We start from the raw sequence: 22,504 nt of genomic DNA on the forward strand, positions 1-22,504 counted from the left end.
ACATGGTGGACCACGACATGCAGTCCGAATTAGCTGCCCGGGTTGGCGAGAACGTCCCGCGTTATACCAGTTATCCGACTGCACCGCATTTCCACGCGGGCGTCAATCCTGCGGTTTATCGTGGCTGGCTGGAGGCGCTCAAAAGTGGCGGCGAGATCTCGCTCTATCTGCACATCCCCTATTGCGACAGACTCTGCTGGTTCTGTGCGTGTCATACCAAGCAGACGCGCCACTATGAGCCGGTGACGGCCTATCTGCGCTCGCTACACGCGGAGATCGCGACGGTTGCGGGTCTCGTCAGCGGCAAGGGCCATGTCCGCGCAGTCCACTTCGGCGGCGGTTCGCCCACCATGCTGAAGCCCGAGGACATGGTGGCGCTTGGCGCGTTTTTGCGGGACAGCTTCGATTTTGTCCCGGACACAAAAATCAGCGTCGAGATCGATCCAAACGACATGGATGAGGCGCGCCTTGATGCGCTGGCCGAAATCGGCATGACCAGGGCGAGTCTCGGCGTCCAGGATTTCGAGCCAAAAGTGCAAAAGGCAATCAACCGCGAGCAAAGCTTTTTGCAAACGAAGGCTGTCGTGGACGGAGTTCGCTCCCGCGGCGTCGGTTCCGTCAATCTGGACCTGCTCTACGGATTGCCGCACCAGAGCAGGGAGAGCGTCTGTTCCACCGTAGCGCAGGCGCTGACCCTGGAACCGGACAGGATGGCGCTGTTCGGCTACGCGCATGTGCCCTGGTTCAAGAAGCACCAGACGATAATCAAAGAGGCGTGGCTGCCTGGCCCCACGGAGCGGTTGGCGCAATCGCAACTCGCTGCGCGAGCGATTGTGGACAAGGGGTATGAAGCAATAGGGCTCGATCATTTCGCCAAGCCAGGCGATGCCTTGGCGATAGCGGCCCGCGCAGGGGCTTTGCATCGCAATTTTCAGGGCTACACGGAGGATCGCTTCGAGACACTGATCGGGCTTGGCCCTTCGTCCATCGGCCGTTTTCGCCAGGGCTACGTGCAGAACAATATTTCAACCGCCGAGTACGGAAGTATGGTCGCGCATGGCGGGCTGGCGGTTGTCCGCGGTATCGCGCTTTCCGACGACGACCGCGTTCGCGGCTGGATCATCGAGAGGCTAATGTGTGATTTCGCCTTCTCGGCAGTCGATCTGGTGGAACGCTTCGGCAAAGCCGGCCAGAAGCTCCTTCTTGAGTCGAGTACCATGGCCTTCCACGATCCCGTTCGATTGCTTGAACTGGATGGCGACCGTTTCGTCGTGCCGGCTGAAAGTCGCCCATTCGTCCGAAGCATCGCGGCCAGGTTCGACAAATATTTCCAAAGCGGATGGGCCAGGCACTCGGTTGCAGTTTGAGCCAAAGAGTGCGGTCGCGGTGACGTGCTCCCCTGTTTGCCTCCATTTGTGAGTGAGCCTGTTCACGTGTGATCCTTGACGGATCGGGTTACATATTCAAGCGGAGTTAGCCCATCGAGGCTCGTGTGCGGGCGGTTCACTCATTGCCTCGGTTACTCGGAATCTGAGCCTGCCAGACGCCGCGACTTCTCCGGCATGCTGGACGTCGGCAAACCTTCCTTTCTGGCCTTGGCAAACGCTCGGTCGCCTTCCAGAAACCCCGCCAGCATGAAAGGGATGAGTTCCGCCACCGTTTCAGACTCGCCATAGGTCTGACGATAAAGGGCAGCATACTCCTTGAGTGCTTGGCCCAACTCCGAGCTGACGGTGATGGTAATCTTCGAAGGTGTTCGGTCTGGAAGCTTTCCAAGTTTCAAGTTGGCCATATTCACTCCCGCTCAACTCGCGTATGGCCGTAGCACCAGATCCTTGTGCACGATGACGCGCAGTGGCCAACCTGGGCGGATGGTGATGGTGGGCTGAACATTGAGGTTCTTCTCGGTGATGCGCTGGCCGGCTTGACTGACGTTCTGCTGAGTGGATTCCCGGATCGCTTTGACCAGATCGCTTTCGTTTTCTCCAAAACTTAACTCGGTGCCGACGCCCAGCAATGTGGCCAGCGCGACTCCCTTGATCAGCTGCCAGGTGTGGAAATCGATCTTGTCCTCGAGCCCGGCATAGCCGGCAGTGTCTGTCGCCGGCAGATTGTCGATTTCGATCGAAGAACTGTCTGGCAGTATTATTCGCTGCCAAACCAGAAGCGCCCGTTTTTGCCCAAAAGCGACGACGCTGTCATAGGTCCCGATCAGCCGCGAGCCTTGCGGGATAAGCAGGATCCTGCCGGTGAGCGTGTCGTGCACGTTCTCGGTGACCTGCGCGACGACAAACCCGGGCAAGTCGGAATTTATGCCGGTGATGAGACTTGCGGCGATCACGCTGCCGGCCATGAGCTGATTTGGCGAAGCTGGCGTCTGCAATGCATGCGGGTTGTAGATCCCGCTGGTGTTGCGCTGGCTGACAAAATCGAGCTTGCGTTGTTGATTGTTCTGATCGCCCTCAGCCGGGGCAACGGAATCTGATGGCCGAGCGGCATCAGATTGCGGAGGCGCCCCGAACGGCTGCTGGGCACTTTTCGCATTACCGCCGATGCCCGCCTCCTTGGGTCGATTTTCAATGCGGAAGAAGACTTGTGATTCGCGCGCCTCAATCGCCTGCTGGGCAACGCGCTGCTCCTCGGCGGAGTTGTCCTGCCCTGGCGCGATGCCGAGCTGGCGCCGCCGCTCAAGGATGGGGCGACCGAGGTCGCCCGGCAGTGGTGGTCCAAGCACAGGAGGGTTCGGCTTCACTCCGGAATAGTCCTTGGGAAGTGTTTCAAGTCCTTCAGGGGTTGGCTTGCGGTCAGTGTTGTAGAGATCTTCCGCCTGTTCTTTGAAGCGAAGCGCCGGTCCCTGCAGCGCCATCATCGTGACGCCCAGGATGGCACCGGACCCGACGGCAGCGATGGCGATGATCACGCCGCGCCTGAACCGCACGGCGCGGCGGGGCGAGGCCCGTAACTGCAGCTGCTCGGGATCGAGTTTTGGCGGAGCATTGGATGGGGAAATGTCGGTCATAAGGCCCCTCTCCTCACCTGCTGGAGCGCGCAAAGAGAGATACGCGACGCGGCGGTTGCCGGCCGTCCGTCCTTGTGATGCGCACCACTTGCTGCTGCTTGGTGCCGAGGCGTAGTTCGGCCGCGGCGAAGAGCCGATCGACAATGTAGTAGTTGCCGCGCATGCGGTAGTTGACGAGCTGGTTGTCCCCGTCAGAGCCGACGATGAAGAGTGGCGGGGCCTCTCCCTGGTCTATGCGGCGCGGGAACTCGATATAGACCTTGCTGCCATCATCGAAGGCTCGCGTCGGTCTCCAGGGCGGTGTGTCGCCCCTAATCGAGTAGCGAAAGCGAATGTTTTCGAGCGCCACGTTCGACGCCACCGGCATGGTAGCCTCGGCCTGAGCGTTGCGCTGGCGGAGCGCGACGATCTGGTCCTCGCTGTACGTCCAGGAGATCGCCGCCATAGCGGTCTTATCGGTGCTTTGAAGCTGCAAGTGGTAGGTGCGTCGTTCCGTGGTGATCACCAGATTGGTGCTAAGCCCCGGCGCGAAGGGTTTTACCAGCACATGGGTGCGCTGGTCGTCACCGGTGCCGCTGACGGTATCGCCGATGACCCAGCGCACCGTGTCGCCGGCCGACACGGCTGTCAGTTTCTCGCCCGGCTGTAGGGCGATATCGGTGACGCGCTCCGGCGCGGCATAGAGCTGATAAAGCGCGCCATCGGTGAAGGGATAGACCTGCACCGCATTGACGTAGCCGTACCGGGTGGGTTGCTGCGTCGCCGCCTTGTTGGCGTCGGCGACGCGTTCTTCAGGAGAGCGCTTGTCGTCGGCGATTTTGCCCGGTTCTGGCTGCAACTGGCCGGGGAGCGGCAACGGCTTTGGCACCTCGACTATCTTGACCGGTGTCTCTGGCGCCTTCTCGATTGCCGCTGCTTTGAAGTCGGCAGCATCATACGAAATCTCAGGCGGCACCGGCTTCGATGCGCAGGCCGAGAGAACTGCTGCCGATGCGGATAGGATCAGCGCGGCACGGAACGATTGGGCTCTATTTGTCATCGGCGGGCTCCTTCGGGGAAACGGATGTCGGTGCGGCACTGTCGAGCTCGCGCGACCAGTCGATGGCGTTGATGAAGACACCGAGCGGATTGTTGCGCAGCTGATCCGTATTGCTTGGCGGGCGGATCACGATGGTGAGGATCGCGGTCCAGCGCGTGGTGCTGGCAAGGCTGCCGCGCTCAAAGACCTGCTCAGTCCATTTGACCTGGAACGAGCTGTCGGATGCCCTGACCACACTGGTCACCTGGACGGACACGCTGCGCGTTCCGATCTGGCCGAAGGGATCGTTCGCCTTGGCGTACTCATTGAGGAAGAGTGCCGCACGGTCGGTGGCAAAGTCGTAAGCCGCCAGCCAGTTCTGCCGCACCAGCACCGGATCAGTGGAGACGGAACGGACATTCTGGATGAAGCGGCCGAGGTGCCAGGCTATCTCGGCGTCGGAGGGCTCGTAGTCTTGGATCGCCGGCGCGACGGCGCGTGCCTCGCCGAAGCGGTCGACCTCGACGACGTAAGGCACAACACGGCTCTGCATCGACTGCCATACGAGTCCGCCAGAGAGCCCGGTCGCCAAGGCCAGACAGCCGAGGGCCATGAGCCGCCAGTTCCTAGCCTGTACTCGAGATGAGCCGATGCGCTCGTCCCATAGCTGGGCGGCCTTTTGATACGGCGTGACCGGTTCGGGTGTCTTGCCGTAACGTTGAACGGGTCGCTTGAACAGCATCTAGTCGTCCTTGTCGTTGAGAGAGGGATTGGCGCTGCCTCCCGGGCTGTCGCCTTCACGGACAGCCTGCATGGCGGCGTGGCGGTGGGCACGGGCGGTCTGTTCGGAACGCAAGCGCCTTGCCCACGTCGGAGCGGTATTATGGTCTGCAGCGGTTGGGTTTCGAGTCATGGACGCGGTGGGCGCACCACCGGTCGCGGTCCATGCGGCTTCCCGGCCGGCATCGGCGCTGCGCCCGAACGTTCCCGCGGCAGCTTTTGCGGCTCGCATCGCGGCGCCGCCGGCGGCACTGGTCACGCCCCGCAATCCAGCAGCCACACCGGACTGGCCGGTGTGGGGCGAGGTTGCTCGCCCGATCTGCCAGGCCGTTAAAGCAGCCGATCCCATCGTTGTGCCGGCCCGAATTGCGGCGAGACTGCCGCCGGTTGCCCTGCGCGCGCCAGTAAATGCCGTGCCTCCGGCAACGAGCGATGCACCAGCTGCCGCCGCAGTCGTGCCAAGGGCGGCGCCCGCGCCAAGCTGCGGCGCGCCGGAGACAAGACCCGACGCGATGCCGGGCCCAAAGATGCCGAGCCCAAGCAGCGCCAGCGCGCCCAGCACCTGTGACATGGCCGCGGCCAGGTCCGGCTCCTTGCCTTGCAGCGCGGAAGCAAACTCGCCGAAGAGTGTGGAGCCGATGCCGACGATGACGGCAAGTACCATCACCTTGATGCCTGAAGAGATGACATTGCCGAGCACGCGCTCCGCCAGAAACGCCGATCGATTCCAGAGTGCGAAGGGAACCAGAACAAAGCCGGCAAGCGTGGTGAGCTTGAACTCAAGGATTGTGATGAACAGCTGAATGGAAAGGATGAAGAAGGCGATGATGACCAGGAACCAGGCCATGAGCAGCACGAAGATGGTGAGCGCGTTGCCGAAGATTTCTGGAAAGCCGAGCAGCTGACTTGCCTGATCAAGCAGCGGCCAAGCGCCTTCGAAACCGGTCGCGGCGATGCGGCCCGGGCGCAGGAGATTGTCTGGGGAGAGATTGCCGGAGGACGCGTTGATGCCGAGCCCGGCAAAGGAGCGATAGATGATGTCGGCGAGGTTCTTAAAATTATTCAAGATGAAGGCGAAGACGCCGACATAGAGCACCTTGCGGGTAAGCCGGCCGAGAATGTTGGGCTCGTTGCCGAGCGCCCAGGCCAGCCCGGCCAGCGTGATGTCGATACCGATCAGGATGGTGGTGAGGAAGGCGACGTCGCCCGAAAGCAGACCGAACCCGCTGTCAATGTAGCGGATGAAGGTCTCCATGAAGCGATCGATGACGCCAAGGTCGTTCATGCCGCCGCCTTCCTCGTCAGAGTTGGTGATCAATTGCCGGGATAGGCCGAGCCGGTACCCAGGAAGCGCTTGGTCGTCTCGCGGGCGGCTTCCTCGGACTGCGCCTTGCGCGCGGCATCCTCGGCCTCAGCTCGAAACTGAGTCGCGAGCAGTGTTTGGATCTGCATCTGCTGCTTGGTCGAAAGCGCGATCAGCTGGTTGGTGGCCTGGCTTGCCTGAAGCGCACCGGCTGCCCCTTGGCTGCGGTTGACGAGATCGGCAAGCAGGTCGCCGTCGGCGCGGACGTTCTCGACGATCTGCGACTGGACCCGCATGGTCTGGCGGAACGCCTGCATGGCGGTCTGCCAGCGCTCGCGCGCTGCGGTTGCCACATCGCTGACCTTGATCGTGGCCTCGTAGCTTTCCGGATATTGGCTGCGCCACTGGTCTTGAAGCTTGCCCAGATCAAAGCTGAGGCCACTCGCCTGGTCCATCAAACCGTCAATGCGATGGAGCGAACCGGAGAGTTGGCCCACGGAAGAGAAGTCCAGACGCTGAAGATTGCGCGCCATGTTCTGCAGCATGGTTGCCTGGTTCTGCAGCGACTGGATCTGGTTGTTGATCTGCTCCAGCGCGCGCGCCGCCGTCAGCACGTTCTGCGCATAATTGGATGGATCGAACACGATAAGGGCGTAGGCCGGCTGCACATAGTTGGCCATTGGCTTGGCGATCAGGGAAACGGTGATCAGGCTGGTGAAAAGACGGCGTCCAATCATGAGGATTGCTCCATGTCTGGTTGAGGGAATTGCTGGAGAAGCTCGGCAGCCCAATCGAGGCCGCGCGCGCTCAGAAAGCGGGAGGCAAAGCTGTCTTGCCCGTCTTCGGACAGGATTTTGTCGATCAGGGTCTGAGTCGCCGGATCGGAAGCGCCGCAAAGCGCAAGAGTGATGGGGCCAAGCCCGAGCTCGAAGAGACGGTTTCCGCTACGTGACTGAAGATAGTAGTGGCGCTTCGGCGTGGCGCGGGCGATCAATTCGATCTGCCGCTCGTTCAAGCCGAAGCGCTCGTAGGCTGCCCGCGCTTGCGGTTCCACAGCACGATCATTGGGAAGGAAAATGCGCTGGGGGCAGCTCTCGATGATCGCCGGCGCGATTGAAGAGCCCGCGATATCAGCCAGCGATTGCGTAGCGAAGATCACCGAGACATTCCGCTTTCGGAGCACCTTCAGCCATTCGCGGATACGGGCGGCAAAGAGCGGATTGTCGAGATAGACCCAAGCCTCGTCGAGCATCAGCAGCGTCGGCCGTCCATCGAACCGCTCTTCAAGACGATGGAACACGTAAGTGAGCACAGGCAGCACAGCGCCTTGGCTCTGCATCAGCTCTTCCGTCTCGAAACACTGCACATTCGATAAGGCCAGCCGATCATCATCGGCGTCGAGCAGGCGGCCGAAAGGACCGTCGAGCGTGTAGGGCATCAACGCGGACTTCAGCCCGTTGGACTGAAGCAGGACCGAAAGGCCGGTCAGCGTGCGTTCCTGCGCCGGCGCGGTGGCAAGGCTGGTGAGTGCCGACCAGATTGCCTCCTTCACCTCCGGCGTGACGGTGACATTCTCATGGGCAATGAGGCCGGCAATCCACTCGGCTGCCCAACTGCGGGCAGCCTGGTCGCCGATATTGCGCAGGGGCTGGAAGGCGAGCGCACCGTCAGCACCCAGCGCGTGGTGTTCCCCACCCGTGGCAAGGACTGCCGCGCGCGCCGAATTGCCTTTGTCGAAGACATAGACCTGCGCGCCGGCATAGCGACGGAACTGCAGCGCAATCAGGGCAAGCAGCACCGATTTGCCGGCGCCGGTCGGGCCAACGATCAGCATGTGGCCGACATCGTCGACATGGGTGGATAGCCGGAATGGTGTCGACCCGTTGGTCTCTGCGAACAGAAGTGGCGAGGCCTCTCGCTGGATGACCTTGGCGAGATGCTCGTTCGCCGCAGGACCTGCCCAGACCGACGACAACGGCATGAGATGCGCAAGGTTCAATGTGTGAACGAGCGGCTGGCGAACATTGGCATAGATATGACCAGGCAGCGAGCCGAGCCACGCCTCGACCGCATTGACGCTTTCGCGGATGGTGGTGAAGCCGAGCCCATTGATGATGCGCTCGACCGCGCGAAGTTTCTCCGCGGCGGCTTGATGGTCCTCATCCCACACTGTCACCGTTGTGGTGAGATAACCGAAGCCGACATGGTCGCCGCCCAACGCCTGAAGGGCTGCGTCGGCATCGAGCGCCTTGTTGTCGGCATCGCTGTCGACCAGCGGGACAGGTTCGTTGGTCACGACCTCGCGCAGGATGGCCGCGATCGATTTGCGCTTGGCAAACCACTGGCGGCGCAACCGTGTCAGCGTCTTCGTGGCTTCCGTCTTGTCGAGCGGGATGAAGCGCGTCACCCAGCGATAGGCGAAATCCTGATGATTCAACGCGTCGAGAATTCCGGGCCGGGTGAGATTCGGGAATCCGAGGACGGTAAGGGTGCGAAGATGGTGTTCGCCGAGCATCGGCTCCAAGCCGCCGGTAAGCGGCGCGTCGACCAGGATGCCGTCGAGATACATCGGCGTTTCCGGGACAGCGAGTGGATGGCGGCGGGTCGAGATTGTGCCGTGCAGGTAAGTCAGGGTCTCGGCATCGTCGAGCACGCGCACCTCGGGCATGAAACCGGACAAAAGATCGAGGACCCGGTCGGTCTCGTCGCGAAACCGCGCCAGCTCCTGGGGCCAGTCTCTCCCGCCGCCAGATTGGTGTGCGTCAACGAGCGCGCTTTCAGCCCTCGCCCGTGCGTCCGGGGGCGGCATGAACAGCAAAGTCAGGTGATAGCGGCTCTCGTAATGCGCGACCTTGCCCTCGAAGGCCGCGCGTCGTTCTTCATCGACCAGCCAAGACGCGGCGTCGGGAAAGGTTGAGTTAGGATAGCCGAGCGCCTCTATGCGCTCGGCTTCGAAGAACAATGCCCAGCCGGAGCCGAGCCTTCTCAACGCATTGTTTGCCCGGGCGCAGATGCCGACAAGTTCTGCTTCCGTCGCGCTTTCGAGATCGGGCCCGCGGAACCGTAAGGTCCGCTGAAAGCTGCCGTCCTTATTGAGCACGATGCTGGGCGCGACGAGCGCTGCCCAGGGCAGATGGTCCGCAAGTTTGTCGGCTTTGCTGCGGTATTCTGACAGGTTCAGCATGCCAACCATCCCTTCAGACGAAGGTGACGAACGAGCACGCTGGCGAAGTCTGGATCGCGTCTTGTGGCAAAGACCGCCAGCGTGTGGCCGGCAATCCACAGCACCAGCCCAGCGATCCACTGCTGCAAACCGAGGCCGATAGCTGCGGCCACCGTGCCGTTGAGGATCGCCACCGCTCGCGGTGCACCGCCCAGCAGGATGGCTTCGGTCAATGCCCGGTGAACGGGAACCGCGAAGCCCTCAATATGCTGCTCTCCAGCGACCATCAGACGAGTGCTCCGCCGCCAAAGGAGAAAAAGGAGAGAAAGAAGCTCGATGCCGCGAAGGCGATCGACAGCCCGAAGACGATCTGGATCAGCCGGCGGAAACCGCCTGCGGTGTCACCGAAGGCAAGGGTTAAGCCAGTGGTGATGATGATGATCACGGCGATAATCTTGGCGACCGGTCCCTGTACAGACTCCAGGATCTGCTGCAGCGGCTGTTCCCAAGGCATGCCGGAGCCTGCTGCGCGGGCTGAGACCGTGAGAACAAGCACGAGCGCGGTGGACGAAAGAAAGCGAAGCTTCTTGCACATGAATTGGCCTTTCAAAACTGCTGAAGTTGCGGGAGCGTCAGTTGGGTGACGGCGTAATCGCCGCTGCCGTCGAGACCGGTGACCTCGGCGATGGCGTCAATGCGGCGCGAGGATCCGCGCCCGGCGATGAAGACAATCAGATCGATGGCATCGGCGATCAGACGGCGTGGTACAGTGACGACGGCTTCCTGCGCGAGTTGCTCGATCCGGTAGAGGGCGGAGCGCGCCGAATTGGCGTGAACCGTTGCGATGCCGCCGGGGTGGCCAGTGTTCCATGCCTTCAGCATATCGAGGGCTTCCGCACCCCGGACTTCGCCGACGACGATGCGGTCGGGCCTGAGCCGCAGCGTCGAACGTACGAGATCGGCAAGCGTCACCGAGCCCCGTCTTGTCCTGAGTGCAACGCAGTCCTTGGCAGCGCACTGCAGCTCGCGTGTGTCTTCGATCAAGATCACCCGCTCGTCGCATTCCGCGACTTCGACCAGCAGTGCATTGGCGAGCGTGGTTTTACCCGACGACGTGCCGCCTGCGACCAATATGTTGCGCCGCTCGCGCACGGCCTTCCTCAGCGCATCGGCCTGCAGCGGCAGCATGATTTGGTCGGCGACATAGTTGGCCAACGTGTAGAGTTTTGCGGCCGGTTTACGGATGGCGAAGCATGGCGCCAGAACGACTGGCGGCAACAGCCCCTCGAAGCGCTCGCCCGAGGGCAGTTCGGCGCTGACGATCGGACTACCCGCATGCGCCTCGGTACGCACATGGGAAGCGACCAGGCGAACGATGCGTTCCGCCTCGGATGGGTGCATATGCACGCCGGTACCGACCCGACCTTCTCCTAGCCGGTCGAGCCGCAGCGCACCGTCGGGATTGACCATCACCTCGACAACAGACGAATCGGCAAGGGCCTCAGCGATTGCCGGGCCCATGGCGGTGCGCAACATGGCACGATGGCGATGGTCGACCTCCGGATGAGAACTCATCCTTCCCCTCCCCCGCCATTATCCGTCCCAAGCGACCGTTTGCCGGAGGCGATCTGGCGGCCCACTTGCTCGACGAATTTGTCGAAGCGCTCCTGGGCAATCGCCTGCGTCGCCCTGTCCGGGACTGGCGTGTGAGCATGAAGCGTGATGGAAAAGCGAATGAAGAGCGCCAGGCTCTCTAGGATCATCTCGACGTCGCGTCTGAGATGACCGAGGTCACGAGAAAGACGGTCGAGCCTTACGCCGTAGCGCCGGTCGAGCTCGTTCTCGCCACGCCGCTCGATAAAGGCCTCGACTGCCTTCGCCACGATCGCTGATTTGGTCGTCGATGGATCGCGGTTGAGGTCGTCCAGTTTCTTGCTCAGGTCGGGTTCGAGCAGAAACTGATGACGAATGCGCTGAGGGCTCATGTGACTCGTTCCAACTGTCCCAGCGCTGTTGCGCGGGCGGGAACGAGCATCGGCGACTTCCTCGAAATTGCTTATGGCCGTTATCTACGCTGATTTGCGCTCTGCCTTCGGCAGCTTCTTTCAGAAGCCGGGCACGATGTCCTTGTTGTCGCCCCTTCCCTCGTTGATGCCATAGGCGCGTGCGGCAGTGGAAATTCGGTCCATCACGCGCCTGTCGGCAACTGCCTCGCTATCATCGTCCGCGGGCTTGAGCAGGTCGTCCCGGTCGGGCTCCAGAGTGACGGCTGTATGCTCTTCAGGCAGACCCGGATGTCGCTGTTGCTGGACACCTCCTTCATCTTCAATTGCCTCGCCCGCGCTTTCGCCGCCGCCAGCAAGACGGCGGTCAACGCCCCGCACCTGCCCGATCCAACAGTCCGGACGCGGTACTGGCCGATCCGCGTAGGCGCCGTCGCGCAATACCGGCGCAGAAAGCACGCGCTCGGTGAAATTTCGATCCTGGTAGTAGCGCAGCTTCTTTGCCCGGATCGGCGGCAGCCCTGAAACCAACACCAGTTCATCGGCTTGCGGCAACTGCATCACCTCGCCCGGTGTCAATAGTGGGCGGGCGGTCTCCTGGCGGCTAACCATCACGTGCGACAGCCAGGGGGCCAAGCGATGGCCGGCATAGTTGCGCATGGACCTCAGCTCCGTCGCCGTGCCGAGCGCGTCCGAAATGCGTTTGGCCGTGCGCTCGTCATTGGAGGAAAAGGCAATCCGCACATGGCAGTTGTCGAGAATGGCATTGTTGTCGCCATACGCCTTGGAGATCTGGTTCAAGGATTGCGCGATCAGATATGCACGGATGCCATAGCCGGCCATGAAGGCGAGCGCGGTTTCGAAGAAATCAAGGCGACCGAGCGCCGGGAATTCGTCCAGCATCATGAGCAGTTGATGGTTCCTGCTCTTCTTAGGATCCCCCTCCAGCCGCTCCGTCAGACGCCTGCCGATCTGATTGAGCACAAGTCGCACCAGCGGCTTCGTGCGCGAGATGTCCGATGGCGGCACGACCAGATAGAGTGACATCGGTCGCTCAGCATCCAGGAGGTCGGCAATGTGCCAGTCGCAGGCTGATGTCGCTGCCGCCACCGTAGGATCGCGATAGAGGCCGAGGAACGACATGGCGGTCGAAAGAACGCCTGAACGCTCGTTCTCCGACTTGTTCAACACCTCGCGAGCTGCCGAGGCCACGACAGGATGGACCTGGGGCTTATCCGCCGCGCCGAGATGGTTGGTCGTCATCATCCGCCGTAGTGTCGCGGCAAACGAGCGTTGCGGGTCGGACAGGAAGGTGGCGACGCGAGCGAGCGTCTTTTCCTCTTCGGCGTAAAGCACGTGCAAAATGGCGCCGACCAAGAGTGAGTGACTGGTTTTCTCCCAGTGGTTCCGCCGGTCCAGCGCGCCTTCCGGATCTACCAGGATGTCGGCGATGTTCTGGACGTCGCGGACCTCGTCTGAACCTTTTCGTACCTCCAGCAGCGGGTTATAGCGCGCCGACCTCGGATCGGTCGGATTGAACAGGAGACAGTAGGAGAACTTCGAGCGCCAGCCGGAGGTCAACTGCCAGTTCTCGCCTTTGATATCGTGAATGACGGCCGAGCCGGTCCAGGACAGAAGAGTTGGAACAACCAGTCCGATGCCCTTGCCTGATCGTGTTGGGGCAAAGGCCATGACGTGCTCGGGCCCGTCATGGCGCAGATAGCGATCCTTCAGCTTGCCTAGGAAAACGCCGGCCGGCCGGAACAGCCCTGCCGTCTCGATCTCGTGAGTCGCGGCCCACCTTGACGACCCATATGTGGTGACCGACCCGAGCTGTCGCGCGCGCCAGAGCGAGCCGGCGATCGCGGCGGCACAGCCCACCAACCCACTGGCGCCGGCAAGCGCACCGGCCTTATCGAAGACCTCGGGCGCATAAGCATCGAAGTGGAACCACCATTCGAACAGTTTCCACGGCTTGTAGATCTGCCAGCCAGCCGCGACTAGCCATGGCGCGCCGAGTGGCGGTTGATGGCCGAGCATGTGGGCGCACCACTGCGTGGCCGCCCATACGCCGAGTATCACGATTGCGAACACGACGGCGATCTGCCCAATCAGCAACTTCGTAGGCGTCATTGGCTTGCTCCGCAGTTCTGGACATGCGGGGCCAAGCATCGCGCGGCGCGATGTGAACTGAAATGCACACTACGCACGACCAGGTGCGATGGGGGAATGGGCAGGATCGCTCAGACTGGAAACTTTCGGTGGAGCAAATATGCTCACTTGGCCGCAGACCTGATCTGCGTCTCGTCGACATCCAAATGCCGGTGACGCTTTGAAGTGTATTTCCGATGGACGCATGCCACCTATGAGCGCGTCACATCATTCGACGGTGACCGATTTTGCGAGATTGCGCGGCTGGTCGACATCTTTGCCCATGGAGACCGCCGTATGATAGGCAAGAAGCTGTATCGGCAGCGAGAAGATCATCGGCGCAATAATTTCGTCGACGGCCGGCAGCACGATCGTATGCATCGTGTCGAGTTTCGACGCAGCGGCCCCATTTTCATCGGTAATGAGGATAATCCGCCCTCCACGGGCGGCCGCTTCCTCCATATTGGAGACGGTCTTGTTGAAAAAACGATCATGTGGCGCGATGACGATCACTGGCATGTTCTCGTCTATCAATGCGATCGGACCATGCTTCAATTCGCCAGCCGCATAGCCCTCAGCATGGATGTAGGAAATCTCCTTGAGCTTCAGCGCACCTTCCATCGCCAGTGGGAAACTGGTGCCGCGGCCAAGATACAGGACACCATGACACTTTGACAGTTCGCGCGACAGGAGCTCGATATCTGGCTGGATGCTGTTCAGTACCCGGCCCATGACTCCCGGCATTTCGGCAAGGCTCTGGACGAGCGCCTTCACCTCATATTCAGTTAGCGTTCCACGGTCCTTGGCAGCGCCGATGGCGAGTGTGGCCAGAACCGCAAGCTGGCACGTGAAAGCCTTGGTGGAGGCGACGCCGATCTCCGGGCCGGCAAGGATCGGGAAGACCGCGTCGGCCTCCCGAGCGATGGTCGATTCGCGGGCATTGACGACAGCCCCGGTTTTCAGCCCACGCCCCTTGCAGTACCTCAGGGACGCGAGCGTATCGGCGGTTTCGCCGGATTGCGAAATGAAAAGAGCCGCCGATTCCGGCGGCAACGGGATCTCCCGGTAGCGGAATTCGGACGCAACGTCGATTTCGACCGGCAGGCGCGCATAGCGCTCGAACCAGTATTTTGCGATCAGTCCGGCCAGATAGGCGGTGCCGCAAGCCGAGATCGCCAGGCTCGGGATGCTGGCGAAATCTATGCTCGAAACCGTATCGACGCGATTCCCTTCGAAGTTGATGTAATGACCGAGCGCACGGGCGATGACCTCGGGCTGCTCGTAAATTTCCTTCTCCATGAAGTGGCGATGGTTGCCCTTATTGGCCAGGTATGCCCCGGCCGTGGAAGTCTGGCGCGGACGTTCGACGGGATGGCCATCGAAATCGAAGATATCGGCGCCTGCCTTGCCGATAACGGCCCAGTCGCCGTCGACGAGATATGTGATTGCATTTGTGAAGGGGGCTAGCGCCATGGCGTCGGAGCCCAGGAACATCTCGCCGTCGCCGTGACCGATCGCCAGCGGTGGTCCATTGCGCGCCGCCATGATGGTCGACGGATCATCCTCGAAGAGAATGGCAAGCGCGTAGGCGCCCCTGACGCGCTTCAGCATGGCGTGCATTGCCTCACCCCGCCCCATGCCCTCCCGGCGGTGTCTTGCCAAGAGATGCACGACGACCTCGGTGTCGGTGTCGGTCTGGAACTCGGCGCCCGCCGCCACCAGTTCGTCCTTCAACTCGGCGAAATTCTCGATAATGCCGTTGTGAACGACGGCCACACCGTCCGTAAAGTGCGGGTGCGCGTTGCGCTCAGTCGGTGCCCCATGCGTTGCCCAGCGCGTGTGTGCGATGCCGATGGTGCCACTCAGCGGCTCTTCCTTCAACCTCGTCTCGAGATTGATGAGCTTGCCCTTGGCGCGCCGGCAGTGCAACGAGCCCTCGGTGATGGTGGCAACGCCGGCTGAGTCGTATCCTCGATATTCGAGACGCTTCAAAGCGTCGACCAACCGATCAGACACCGGCTGATGCCCAACGATGCCAACAATCCCGCACATGATCGTCTCCGAATTCTTCCCGGTAGCCTCAGCCGACCCGAAGGGCACCGCCCGGCGCTGAGCCTCCTAGTAGAATTAGGTAAAACAGGTAAAATCGATTGTTGGGATGGCTGCCATCCAGCCAGTGGATAGAAGAGGACGTGTTGACCAGCGAGAAACGGTACGCGCGGTGCCGGCTTGCGTCCACCAACCGCCAGTTGGGACGAGTTTCCGTAGTCGGCTGAGGCGTAACGATCATCGCAATGTCCGCTTTTTACATGCTGTTGACTCGCCCGGTTAACGGCCCTTAGATCCATTGACTGCTACAATGCTTAGGGGTTTTCAAAGTGCCGTTCAAACGGGCCGGTCTATACCCTGCCGATCTCGATCTATGCCAACGGGTATTCGACCAGATATGCAGTGACGAGCATATCGCCCGCTCATCGTTGGAGGCGGACAATCTCGCCCTGGATATTTTGGTCGCGTTGGAAGAAGAGGCTGACGCGGATGAGGCTGAGCTGCTTGAACTCATCAGATCGAAGCGGCGGGCTACTCGTTATCTCCGCTGAGGGATGCAGTCACCGGACCTTCCCTTTGCCTGTTCGACTGCCTTGCTGGCCGCCTTGGCAAACTCCTGCATGTTTGCTCACGCGCACTGTCGGCTGTCTGGAACTTGCGCCAAACTCATCAGTTCTGGACAATGCCAAACAGCGCGTGGCAACGACCCTGACTTCCATCGGCACGCTGACATCCCGGCCGGCGGCTCAACGCCCCTCAAGGCGTGGCCTGGAAGCGTCGCAGCCGGCGCCCGCGGCAGCGCGGCGGCCAACCTTGACTGCGTCTCGACACGAGGTCGGCGCTTCACCGGAAACGACGCAAGGGCAGCGACAAGCACATGCGCAGGAGCCTGCCGCGGCAGTCACCTGAACCAGCAAGCGGCCCCGGGTGTTCTTCCGCTTTCATCCGGGCTTCGCCGTCAACCCAAAGCGGACAGCTGATGTGCTACAAAAACCGGACTACGACAACTTCGGCGTCGAGCTCCGGCCGGAGTTTTCGCCACCACCGGGCCGATCCCCATCTCAAAGAAGTAGACAGCCTCTATAGGGGCGTTTGCGGTTTCGAGTTGGGTTCTCAATGGCAGATAGCTGCGGTGAAGGTGTGGGCTGAGCAATTGCGGGTCGGCCGGAGACATGCGCAGCAGCAGTTCGTTTTTATGTGCCGTTACTGGGTTATGAATCGGCTGCGCACGGTCGCGGTCTTTTGAGTAGGCAAGGCCAATTTTCGAGGTGTTGGGGCTGCTCATGGCTCCCTCCCGAATTGGGACGGAAGCATGATGCTCGCCTACAGCCGACGATGCTCGTAACGTTTATCGCCGATGTCGACATCGTTACACCCGATCGGTGCGACGAGCCTCGCCTTTTCCGAGCATAAGAGCGGTTCACCTCGTCCACCGATCAGCTTGGAAAGCGGCGATACTCTGATGCTCGAAGCGCATGGCCAAACTGCTCGACCTCGTCAGATCGTTCGCGAGCCATTGAAGCGGAGGCGGACTCGTTGCTCGGAATGCCCTTATCCTCATGCCATGTGGAAGGGCATCCACAGCGACAGCAGCCGGGAGGAGCTCTATCCCTTGTTTTTTGTCGAGCTGGTTCAGCAAATGTCCTCGACGTTTGCGCGAGCTCCGGCAAGCTTAACGGCGATCTGGCGCGAGCCCGAGCATCTTGGTTAGAATGGGATCGCAATTGGCCACGGGGCGCGCTGTCGTTGGTCCGATAGACCTACCAGAGCTGGTGGCACTCACGCTCTCGGAGCGCCCTGGTCGAACTCTTGCCGGGCCAGTCCAAGGCACACCGCACTCACGCATGGCTGCCACACAAGTTACGAAACGCTAGGCCCACTCCTTTGCCGACCGATGTTCCAGGAGATACCGTCTCGCTGCACTATGCCAGAAATCTCTTTGCCGACATGCCGCTCGAGCACCGGCCGCCACGGGACGAGCACAAACTCGCGCGATTTCTCGATAAGGGCGTATTTGCCGCTGGCGAGCTCAACTGAGCGGCGGAGAGTGCCTTGTACCCGGTCTCCGGGTCGCACTTCAGCATAGGACAGACCGAGCTCTTCCGAGAGCTGACCGGCAACACGGTTCAGTTCACGCTGGCGGAGGATCGAAATCATGTTGGCGCGATAGACGGTGCGGTCCTGCTCTTCATGCGCGAGACCCTGGGCAATCAGCCATTGCCGCCTGCGGGCTTGCGCCTCCCGCACGTCACGGCCAAAGCCGGAGTTGCGCAGGGCCTCCGGTGAATCGGAAACCATTTCCCGGTCGATCCAGGTGGCACCGTCGAACCCGATTTGCTGATCCAGCGGCATTGATGAGAGCTTGTCGACGACAACAGGCACAGCCATGGCTCGCTTGCGCTCGTAGTCGGCGACTTGGTCGAGATGGTTCGGCGCGATAATCCATGTGCCGTCGGCTTCGCGCCTGACAGTGCCGGTTTCGCGGCGAATGGCTTCCAGACGACGCACATGGGTTTCGGCGAAGCGTTCGCTGGCAGACGGATCATGCTTCAGGTGGATATCAACATTGTAGCGCCCGCCGTGGACGGCAGCGATCTCGGCGACGGTGCGGTCAACCTGCCTCGGCCCGGTGTTTCTCGGCGTGACACAGACGATGCAGCCGTCGGGCGTCGGTTCGGTGGCCTCGCCTTTGCCGACATCGATGTAGTGGCTTTTCCCGTCCACCCCATCCACAATGAGGTAGTGGCGGTCGTTGATCTCGTCGGCAAGCCCGCGCGCCACAAGGCGGCCAACGAAAGGTCGCGCGAGCTGCCCGGATTGATCGTGGATCACACAGTCGGCTGCACTTCGGGATAGTCCTTTACCCGCAATGTCTCGGTGCATCGTCTTGATTATGTCACCGCGCTCGCCGATGCGCTGCAGTGTCGCTTCGAGCTCATCGTCGAGGCGCCAGCGGCCGGAGCTGATCTCCTCGGCCAGACCCATCCGTCCAAGTTTGCGCAGGCGGCCCTGGTGCAGGGTCTGCCGAAAGGCGTCGCGGCCGACCGGAGAAACCAGTCCATCGCTGTCGCGCATGCTGAGCAGCTGCCGGTCGATGCTGGTGAAGCGCTCCTGCTCCATTTCCTGGCGCAGGCGGTGCGCGATCTCGCGATCGGTTCGTGGACCGAAATCGAGGCTGACCAGCTCGGCGGTCCGTTCGCGGATTCCGCTTGAGATATATTCCCGCGCGATGACGAGGTTCTCGCCGCGGTCGTCCTTGCCACGGACGATGATATGGGTGTGCGGGTGGCCGGTGTTGAAATGATCGACGGCAACCCAGTCGAGCTTCGTGCCGAGATCCTCCTCCATCTGCGCCATGAGCCGGCGCGTAAGTGGCTTCAGGTCGTCATACTGGATGCCGTCTTCGGGTGCGACGATGAAGCGGAATTGATGCCGATCGCCATCGGCACGATCAAGGAAGGCCTTGCTGTCGACGCGATCACTGTCGGCGCCGTAGAGCTCGCCAGGCGCGCCTTCCCGGGTAACGCCGTCGCGTTGGATGTAGCGCAGATGCGCACGCGCCCCACCCTGGCCTTTGCCGGCCAGCTTGACGACGCGCGCCTTGACCACCACCCGCCGCTGCCGGAAGGCAGCATACCTGTCGCGTGATTTCAGCAGCGCGGCGGCCGCTCCGCCGCGCCCTGCCCGGCTGCCGTTAAAGCGGCCGCCGCCCTGCGGCCGGCCGCCGGCTCTGTTAATCGCCGCCCGGACCTGGCTGGCGAAGCGTTTGCCTGCCTTCGAGCCGCGCGAACCTATTCTGCCGAGCTTCGGCCTGAATTCGTCATGCTGCATCGTGGCCTCCCAGAAATTTCAAGCAGAGTCAGATACTTGCGTGTCCCACACTCCCGGCTCTGCCAGCAGCCTCCGTGAAAAACGATGTGCAGACAAAGACTTCGCCGCCTCCTGGAGGCATTGCCTTTATCTTGCCTTACGCCGCCCTTCCGCTTTCCGGCGTCCGCACCCGCCCTTTCCCGCCCCGCAAAACCGCCCCGCTCGCCGAGTCACCCGCCATTCGGTTTCGTCCGAACGCGATTGACGCGCAGCGGCACAAAGAGATCGCCTTTCGCTTCGCCGGCGCGAACGCCGTTACGAAGGAAGAAGAGCGAGCGGCCGGAGGGAGCGTTTTGGCTGTTTGGCGCCTTGGAGTCCCCTTCGAATTGATCAATGTCGTCCGCCGAAATCCCCTTCCCCCTGAGCTGTTTAAGATAGGCAGCTGTCTCCTTGGGCAGCGGCTTCCCACGCTTCAAATGCTCTTCGTAGCGCTCGGGTCCTGCGTTATAGGCGGCAAACAGGCCGGGGAATCCGAAGCGGTCAAACATGGCGCTGAGATAGGCGGTTCCGGCGAGAATATTGTCACGCGGATCGTGCGGATCGGCTCCCAGACCGTGCTCGGCACGCATGTCCTCATACGTTTCCGGCATCACCTGCATGAGGCCCATTGCGCCCGCGCGTGAGGTAATTGGGAGGCCGTCGAGCATGGTCTTGCCGCCGCTTTCGGCATCCATGACGGCGTAAATCCAGGCCTGAGGAATACGGAAGCGTCTGCTTGCTTCGTCTGTGAACTCCTGCCACCTTTGAAGCTGCGGAATTTGGGAGATGGCGACCGGCTCAGCGCCGGTCGAGGCGGAACAGGCGCATGGCGCAAAGGCGATCGTGCCGAACATCAGGAGGGTCACTCGGTCCATAGCGGCACGAGCCTCCCGACGACATTTGCGCGCGGCACCGGCCCGAAATAGCGGCTGTCGAATGACCGAATATCGTCGCTGCCGAGCAGGAAGATTTCGTTGTCGGCGAGTGTCCGGCACCCGTTCCACCGTGGCAGCGGGCGGCCTCTGGTATCCTTCGCCAGCCGTCGCGCAACGATCTCGCCGTCGATGATGACCGCGTCATTGAAGGTGCAGACTTCGTTGCCCGGCAGCGCGGCAAGACGTTTTACCAGCGGCACGTTGCGGGGCAGATAGCCGCGTTGGGCGGCGAGTTCGGCGAGCGATTCTGGCGGGCGGACGAGCACCAGATCGCCCCGAGCCGGTGCTGCAAACCCGAGGCGATAGAGGCCGACGGGCGCGCTGGCCGAGGCGTTCCAGACCAGCCAGGGCCTTGGTTTGACGGTGCCGTCGAAGCCGATCAGGGTCAGTCCAATCATGGCAGCGGCGATGGTTTTGCGTGCCTGGAGGCGCCGCAGGCGGCTGCCGATCAGACGGATGGAAGGGCGCCGGCTCATGCTCGGCCTCCCTGGCCGGCTTGGCCGGAACCGGCCTCACCATCCTCGTTACCGGCGTACTGCGGGTGTCCTTTCGACCATCCATCGAGTTCGTCGATGTGGTAGCGGACATAGCGGCCGTGCTTGCGGAATTTCGGGCCGCCGCCCGTGAGCCGCATCTTTTCCAGGGTGCGCTGGGAGAGCCCGATATAGAAGGCTGCTTGGGCTGTGCTGAGAAAGGGACTGCCCTTTTTGGCGCGGGCCGCGCGTTCGTTTTCGTCGTCCATGGTGATCCTCGTTTCGCTTCGGACAAGCGATGGCGAGGATGGGCGAGCGAGATCGCCTCCGGGACGGGCGAAGAGTCCGGGGAGAGTTTTCGCCGCCTTTTCGGGCGGACGGGTTTGGCTGGAGCGCCTGGGAATGAGCCCCGCGCCGGCTGGGGCGCGAGGCTCGGGTCGGCCGATCAGTCGGCCGGGTTCCAGATGATGGCGTAGGTGTCGTCATCGTCCTGGCCGGCGGCGCGGCCGAGATTGGCGTAGAGCTTGCGCGGTCCGAACTCCGGCGCCGCAATCGACAGGCTCACATAGTCCTTGCCGGAGGTTTCGCCGGTGCGGATCCAGCCGGCGCCAACTTCGACCCCTTGCGTCAGCACCCGGAAGTCGGGATGGTTGTCGGCGCTCTTGGCCTGGTTGGGGACGATGTCGATGTCGGCGCGGACGCTGAGCGTCTTGAGCTGGCCCTTGTAGCCGCCGTTTTCCTGCTTGTTGACGTAACCGATCGCGGTCATTTTCGAAGTCTCCTTTTGCTGTCGCCGGGGACCATCCCCTGCGATGGCGGACCGTAATGGGCGCGTCCGGACCGCCTGAACCCGACAGGGCCGAAGCGATAGCGGAGGACCCGAGCGGGCAGCTTTTTTGAAGCGAAGCGGCGCGAGGAAGCCGCCGCAGGCGGCGGGGAAAAAAGCTGATCGGCGAGGGTTTCGGGCGGCCGGATCCGCCCATAGGTCACAAGCCAGCCGCAGGGGAATGGTCCTTGAAGAGAGCGGGAGATCGTGGGAAACGCGGTCGCTACAGCCAGGCAGGAGGGGCGGGAATTTACAAGGCCTGCGGCTGATAAGGTGCCCACGCCGATCGAGATCGTGACCGTAGGTTGGGCGCAGATCAGGCATCGGGCGGGCGGACCGATCCATGGGGATCAGGAGTTTGCCGGCCTGGATTTTGGTGCGCGATGCGGGGCAAAGGAAGCTCGAACATGCAGCCACTGCGACCGGGGTACAGTGCCGAAGGGCTGCTGCCGAGAAGCCGCGGCCGGCCGTGACAGGCTATTCGCAGACGAACAGCGACCTGACCCGTGCCCATTGATCGGCGGTGCGGAAGCCGCCTCGATCAGTGTAGCTTTCGACCGGGAATTTCATCCAGCACGGCAGCCAGGTCTCGACTTGTCTGCGGCGTTATCGCCCGAAAGAAAGTCGCGGATGATCTTCTTTTGCGTCTTCACCTTTTCGGCGACACTGCCGTCCGCGACATGTTCGCCGCCGACTTCGGCGAGCATGGAATTGGCAATTTCCTTGTCGCGCAACAGATCGAGAATGCGTCGTCCGGTTGCCAGCAAGCGCCGATGTCGACATTCAGATGCTTGCCGAGCGCCTCGATGACGGCGCTGCCGGCTTCAAGTGTCTCGGCCATGACGATGCTGAGAACGCGCACGGCATGATCGTCGCGGAGCGCCAGGAGCCGCTAGAAGATGCTTGCCGTGCCGAGGTCGTCGCCATGCCGCCAG

At 61.9% G+C, this 22,504-nt stretch carries 22 protein-coding genes; 2 read left to right on the forward strand and 20 right to left on the reverse strand.

The features are described from left to right. The first annotated feature begins 17 nt into the window (after positions 1–17). Positions 18–1,367 (forward strand): oxygen-independent coproporphyrinogen III oxidase, encoded by a 1,350-nt coding sequence (gene hemN / locus AC0L3L_RS31945; RefSeq protein ID WP_473489346.1) that lies wholly within the window; start codon positions 18–20, stop codon positions 1,365–1,367. A 152-nt stretch (positions 1,368–1,519) separates the two neighbouring features. On the opposite strand, the gene AC0L3L_RS31950 is transcribed toward hemN, so the two are convergent. From AC0L3L_RS31950 to glmS, 13 genes are all read right to left on the reverse strand, one after another. Further along, a complete protein-coding gene (locus AC0L3L_RS31950) occupies positions 1,520–1,792 on the reverse strand; it encodes a DUF2274 domain-containing protein (RefSeq protein ID WP_473489345.1) in 273 nt (90 codons plus the stop codon). 12 nt (positions 1,793–1,804) lie between these two features. Then, the gene (locus tag AC0L3L_RS31955) at positions 1,805–3,019 is read right to left on the reverse strand and encodes a TraB/TrbI/VirB10 family type IV secretion system protein (RefSeq protein ID WP_473641131.1); all 1,215 of its coding nucleotides are present in this window, start codon (positions 3,017–3,019) and stop codon (positions 1,805–1,807) included. 13 nt (positions 3,020–3,032) lie between these two features. Continuing rightward, on the reverse strand, positions 3,033–4,058 hold the full coding sequence (trbG, locus tag AC0L3L_RS31960; RefSeq protein ID WP_473489343.1) for a P-type conjugative transfer protein TrbG: 1,026 nt from the start codon (positions 4,056–4,058) through the stop codon (positions 3,033–3,035). Further along, the gene (gene trbF / locus AC0L3L_RS31965; RefSeq protein WP_473489342.1) at positions 4,048–4,779 is read right to left on the reverse strand and encodes a conjugal transfer protein TrbF; all 732 of its coding nucleotides are present in this window, start codon (positions 4,777–4,779) and stop codon (positions 4,048–4,050) included. The genes trbG and trbF overlap by 11 nt, the downstream gene beginning before the upstream one ends. Beyond that, on the reverse strand, positions 4,780–6,102 hold the full coding sequence (trbL, locus tag AC0L3L_RS31970; RefSeq protein WP_473641133.1) for a P-type conjugative transfer protein TrbL: 1,323 nt from the start codon (positions 6,100–6,102) through the stop codon (positions 4,780–4,782). A gap of 29 nt (positions 6,103–6,131) precedes the next feature. Beyond that, on the reverse strand, positions 6,132–6,857 hold the full coding sequence (gene trbJ / locus AC0L3L_RS31975; protein ID WP_473489340.1) for a P-type conjugative transfer protein TrbJ: 726 nt from the start codon (positions 6,855–6,857) through the stop codon (positions 6,132–6,134). Then, on the reverse strand, positions 6,854–9,304 hold the full coding sequence (trbE, locus tag AC0L3L_RS31980; RefSeq protein WP_473641134.1) for a conjugal transfer protein TrbE: 2,451 nt from the start codon (positions 9,302–9,304) through the stop codon (positions 6,854–6,856). The genes trbJ and trbE overlap by 4 nt, the downstream gene beginning before the upstream one ends. Then, a complete protein-coding gene (locus tag AC0L3L_RS31985; RefSeq protein WP_008871923.1) occupies positions 9,298–9,570 on the reverse strand; it encodes a VirB3 family type IV secretion system protein in 273 nt (90 codons plus the stop codon). The genes trbE and AC0L3L_RS31985 overlap by 7 nt, the downstream gene beginning before the upstream one ends. Further along, complete coding sequence (locus tag AC0L3L_RS31990) at positions 9,570–9,878, reverse strand: TrbC/VirB2 family type IV secretion system protein (RefSeq protein WP_008871922.1); 309 nt, start codon at positions 9,876–9,878, stop codon at positions 9,570–9,572. The genes AC0L3L_RS31985 and AC0L3L_RS31990 overlap by 1 nt, the downstream gene beginning before the upstream one ends. An 11-nt stretch (positions 9,879–9,889) precedes the next feature. Then, on the reverse strand, positions 9,890–10,858 hold the full coding sequence (gene trbB / locus AC0L3L_RS31995) for a P-type conjugative transfer ATPase TrbB (RefSeq protein ID WP_473641136.1): 969 nt from the start codon (positions 10,856–10,858) through the stop codon (positions 9,890–9,892). Next, the gene (locus AC0L3L_RS32000; protein ID WP_065010491.1) at positions 10,855–11,268 is read right to left on the reverse strand and encodes a CopG family transcriptional regulator; all 414 of its coding nucleotides are present in this window, start codon (positions 11,266–11,268) and stop codon (positions 10,855–10,857) included. The genes trbB and AC0L3L_RS32000 overlap by 4 nt, the downstream gene beginning before the upstream one ends. A gap of 120 nt (positions 11,269–11,388) precedes the next feature. Continuing rightward, entirely contained in the window at positions 11,389–13,419 is a 2,031-nt protein-coding gene (locus AC0L3L_RS32005; RefSeq protein ID WP_473641138.1) for a conjugal transfer protein TraG, read from the reverse strand. A 246-nt stretch (positions 13,420–13,665) separates the two neighbouring features. Further along, entirely contained in the window at positions 13,666–15,489 is a 1,824-nt protein-coding gene (gene glmS / locus AC0L3L_RS32010; protein ID WP_473641140.1) for a glutamine--fructose-6-phosphate transaminase (isomerizing), read from the reverse strand. Positions 15,490–15,815: 326 nt separating this feature from the next. Between glmS and AC0L3L_RS32015 the strand changes: the two genes are divergently transcribed. After that, on the forward strand, positions 15,816–16,037 hold the full coding sequence (locus AC0L3L_RS32015; protein ID WP_473641141.1) for a hypothetical protein: 222 nt from the start codon (positions 15,816–15,818) through the stop codon (positions 16,035–16,037). Positions 16,038–16,444: 407 nt separating this feature from the next. Here AC0L3L_RS32015 and AC0L3L_RS32020 read toward each other — a convergent pair whose 3' ends face one another. The 7 genes from AC0L3L_RS32020 to AC0L3L_RS32050 all read right to left on the reverse strand — a co-directional run bounded on the left by AC0L3L_RS32020 (position 16,445) and on the right by AC0L3L_RS32050 (position 22,336). Next, on the reverse strand, positions 16,445–16,771 hold the full coding sequence (locus AC0L3L_RS32020) for a hypothetical protein (RefSeq protein ID WP_473641143.1): 327 nt from the start codon (positions 16,769–16,771) through the stop codon (positions 16,445–16,447). A 575-nt stretch (positions 16,772–17,346) separates the two neighbouring features. Continuing rightward, on the reverse strand, positions 17,347–19,317 hold the full coding sequence (gene rlxS, locus AC0L3L_RS32025) for a relaxase/mobilization nuclease RlxS (RefSeq protein ID WP_473641145.1): 1,971 nt from the start codon (positions 19,315–19,317) through the stop codon (positions 17,347–17,349). Between the two features lie 209 nt (positions 19,318–19,526). Next, a complete protein-coding gene (locus AC0L3L_RS32030; RefSeq protein ID WP_473641147.1) occupies positions 19,527–20,210 on the reverse strand; it encodes a lytic transglycosylase domain-containing protein in 684 nt (227 codons plus the stop codon). Then, complete coding sequence (gene traF / locus AC0L3L_RS32035; RefSeq protein ID WP_473641149.1) at positions 20,198–20,746, reverse strand: conjugative transfer signal peptidase TraF; 549 nt, start codon at positions 20,744–20,746, stop codon at positions 20,198–20,200. The genes AC0L3L_RS32030 and traF overlap by 13 nt, the downstream gene beginning before the upstream one ends. Further along, a complete protein-coding gene (locus tag AC0L3L_RS32040; protein WP_473641151.1) occupies positions 20,743–21,012 on the reverse strand; it encodes a helix-turn-helix transcriptional regulator in 270 nt (89 codons plus the stop codon). The genes traF and AC0L3L_RS32040 overlap by 4 nt, the downstream gene beginning before the upstream one ends. Positions 21,013–21,188: 176 nt before the next feature. After that, on the reverse strand, positions 21,189–21,512 hold the full coding sequence (locus tag AC0L3L_RS32045; protein ID WP_065010508.1) for a DUF736 domain-containing protein: 324 nt from the start codon (positions 21,510–21,512) through the stop codon (positions 21,189–21,191). 623 nt (positions 21,513–22,135) lie between these two features. Next, complete coding sequence (locus AC0L3L_RS32050) at positions 22,136–22,336, reverse strand: hypothetical protein (RefSeq protein WP_473641153.1); 201 nt, start codon at positions 22,334–22,336, stop codon at positions 22,136–22,138. Positions 22,337–22,504 lie beyond the last annotated feature (168 nt).

It is taken from the genome of Mesorhizobium sp. WSM4849 (assembly GCF_055811385.1).

What these genes read in the sequence shown, in the direction of transcription:
- AC0L3L_RS32005 (WP_473641138.1), bottom strand. Translation starts at nt 13,419, where the DNA reads ATGACGCCTACGAAGTTGCTGATTGGGCAGATCGCCGTCGTGTTCGCA.
- hemN (WP_473489346.1), top strand. Translation starts at nt 18, where the DNA reads ATGCAGTCCGAATTAGCTGCCCGGGTTGGCGAGAACGTCCCGCGTTAT.
- rlxS (WP_473641145.1), bottom strand. Translation starts at nt 19,317, where the DNA reads ATGCAGCATGACGAATTCAGGCCGAAGCTCGGCAGAATAGGTTCGCGC.
- trbB (WP_473641136.1), bottom strand. Translation starts at nt 10,858, where the DNA reads ATGAGTTCTCATCCGGAGGTCGACCATCGCCATCGTGCCATGTTGCGC.
- AC0L3L_RS32040 (WP_473641151.1), bottom strand. Translation starts at nt 21,012, where the DNA reads ATGGACGACGAAAACGAACGCGCGGCCCGCGCCAAAAAGGGCAGTCCC.
- trbJ (WP_473489340.1), bottom strand. Translation starts at nt 6,857, where the DNA reads ATGATTGGACGCCGTCTTTTCACCAGCCTGATCACCGTTTCCCTGATC.
- AC0L3L_RS31990 (WP_008871922.1), bottom strand. Translation starts at nt 9,878, where the DNA reads ATGTGCAAGAAGCTTCGCTTTCTTTCGTCCACCGCGCTCGTGCTTGTT.
- AC0L3L_RS31985 (WP_008871923.1), bottom strand. Translation starts at nt 9,570, where the DNA reads ATGGTCGCTGGAGAGCAGCATATTGAGGGCTTCGCGGTTCCCGTTCAC.
- AC0L3L_RS32045 (WP_065010508.1), bottom strand. Translation starts at nt 21,512, where the DNA reads ATGACCGCGATCGGTTACGTCAACAAGCAGGAAAACGGCGGCTACAAG.
- AC0L3L_RS31955 (WP_473641131.1), bottom strand. Translation starts at nt 3,019, where the DNA reads ATGACCGACATTTCCCCATCCAATGCTCCGCCAAAACTCGATCCCGAG.
- AC0L3L_RS31950 (WP_473489345.1), bottom strand. Translation starts at nt 1,792, where the DNA reads ATGGCCAACTTGAAACTTGGAAAGCTTCCAGACCGAACACCTTCGAAG.
- trbL (WP_473641133.1), bottom strand. Translation starts at nt 6,102, where the DNA reads ATGAACGACCTTGGCGTCATCGATCGCTTCATGGAGACCTTCATCCGC.
- traF (WP_473641149.1), bottom strand. Translation starts at nt 20,746, where the DNA reads ATGAGCCGGCGCCCTTCCATCCGTCTGATCGGCAGCCGCCTGCGGCGC.
- glmS (WP_473641140.1), bottom strand. Translation starts at nt 15,489, where the DNA reads ATGTGCGGGATTGTTGGCATCGTTGGGCATCAGCCGGTGTCTGATCGG.
- trbF (WP_473489342.1), bottom strand. Translation starts at nt 4,779, where the DNA reads ATGCTGTTCAAGCGACCCGTTCAACGTTACGGCAAGACACCCGAACCG.
- AC0L3L_RS32020 (WP_473641143.1), bottom strand. Translation starts at nt 16,771, where the DNA reads ATGAGCAGCCCCAACACCTCGAAAATTGGCCTTGCCTACTCAAAAGAC.
- AC0L3L_RS32030 (WP_473641147.1), bottom strand. Translation starts at nt 20,210, where the DNA reads ATGGACCGAGTGACCCTCCTGATGTTCGGCACGATCGCCTTTGCGCCA.
- AC0L3L_RS32000 (WP_065010491.1), bottom strand. Translation starts at nt 11,268, where the DNA reads ATGAGCCCTCAGCGCATTCGTCATCAGTTTCTGCTCGAACCCGACCTG.
- trbE (WP_473641134.1), bottom strand. Translation starts at nt 9,304, where the DNA reads ATGCTGAACCTGTCAGAATACCGCAGCAAAGCCGACAAACTTGCGGAC.
- trbG (WP_473489343.1), bottom strand. Translation starts at nt 4,058, where the DNA reads ATGACAAATAGAGCCCAATCGTTCCGTGCCGCGCTGATCCTATCCGCA.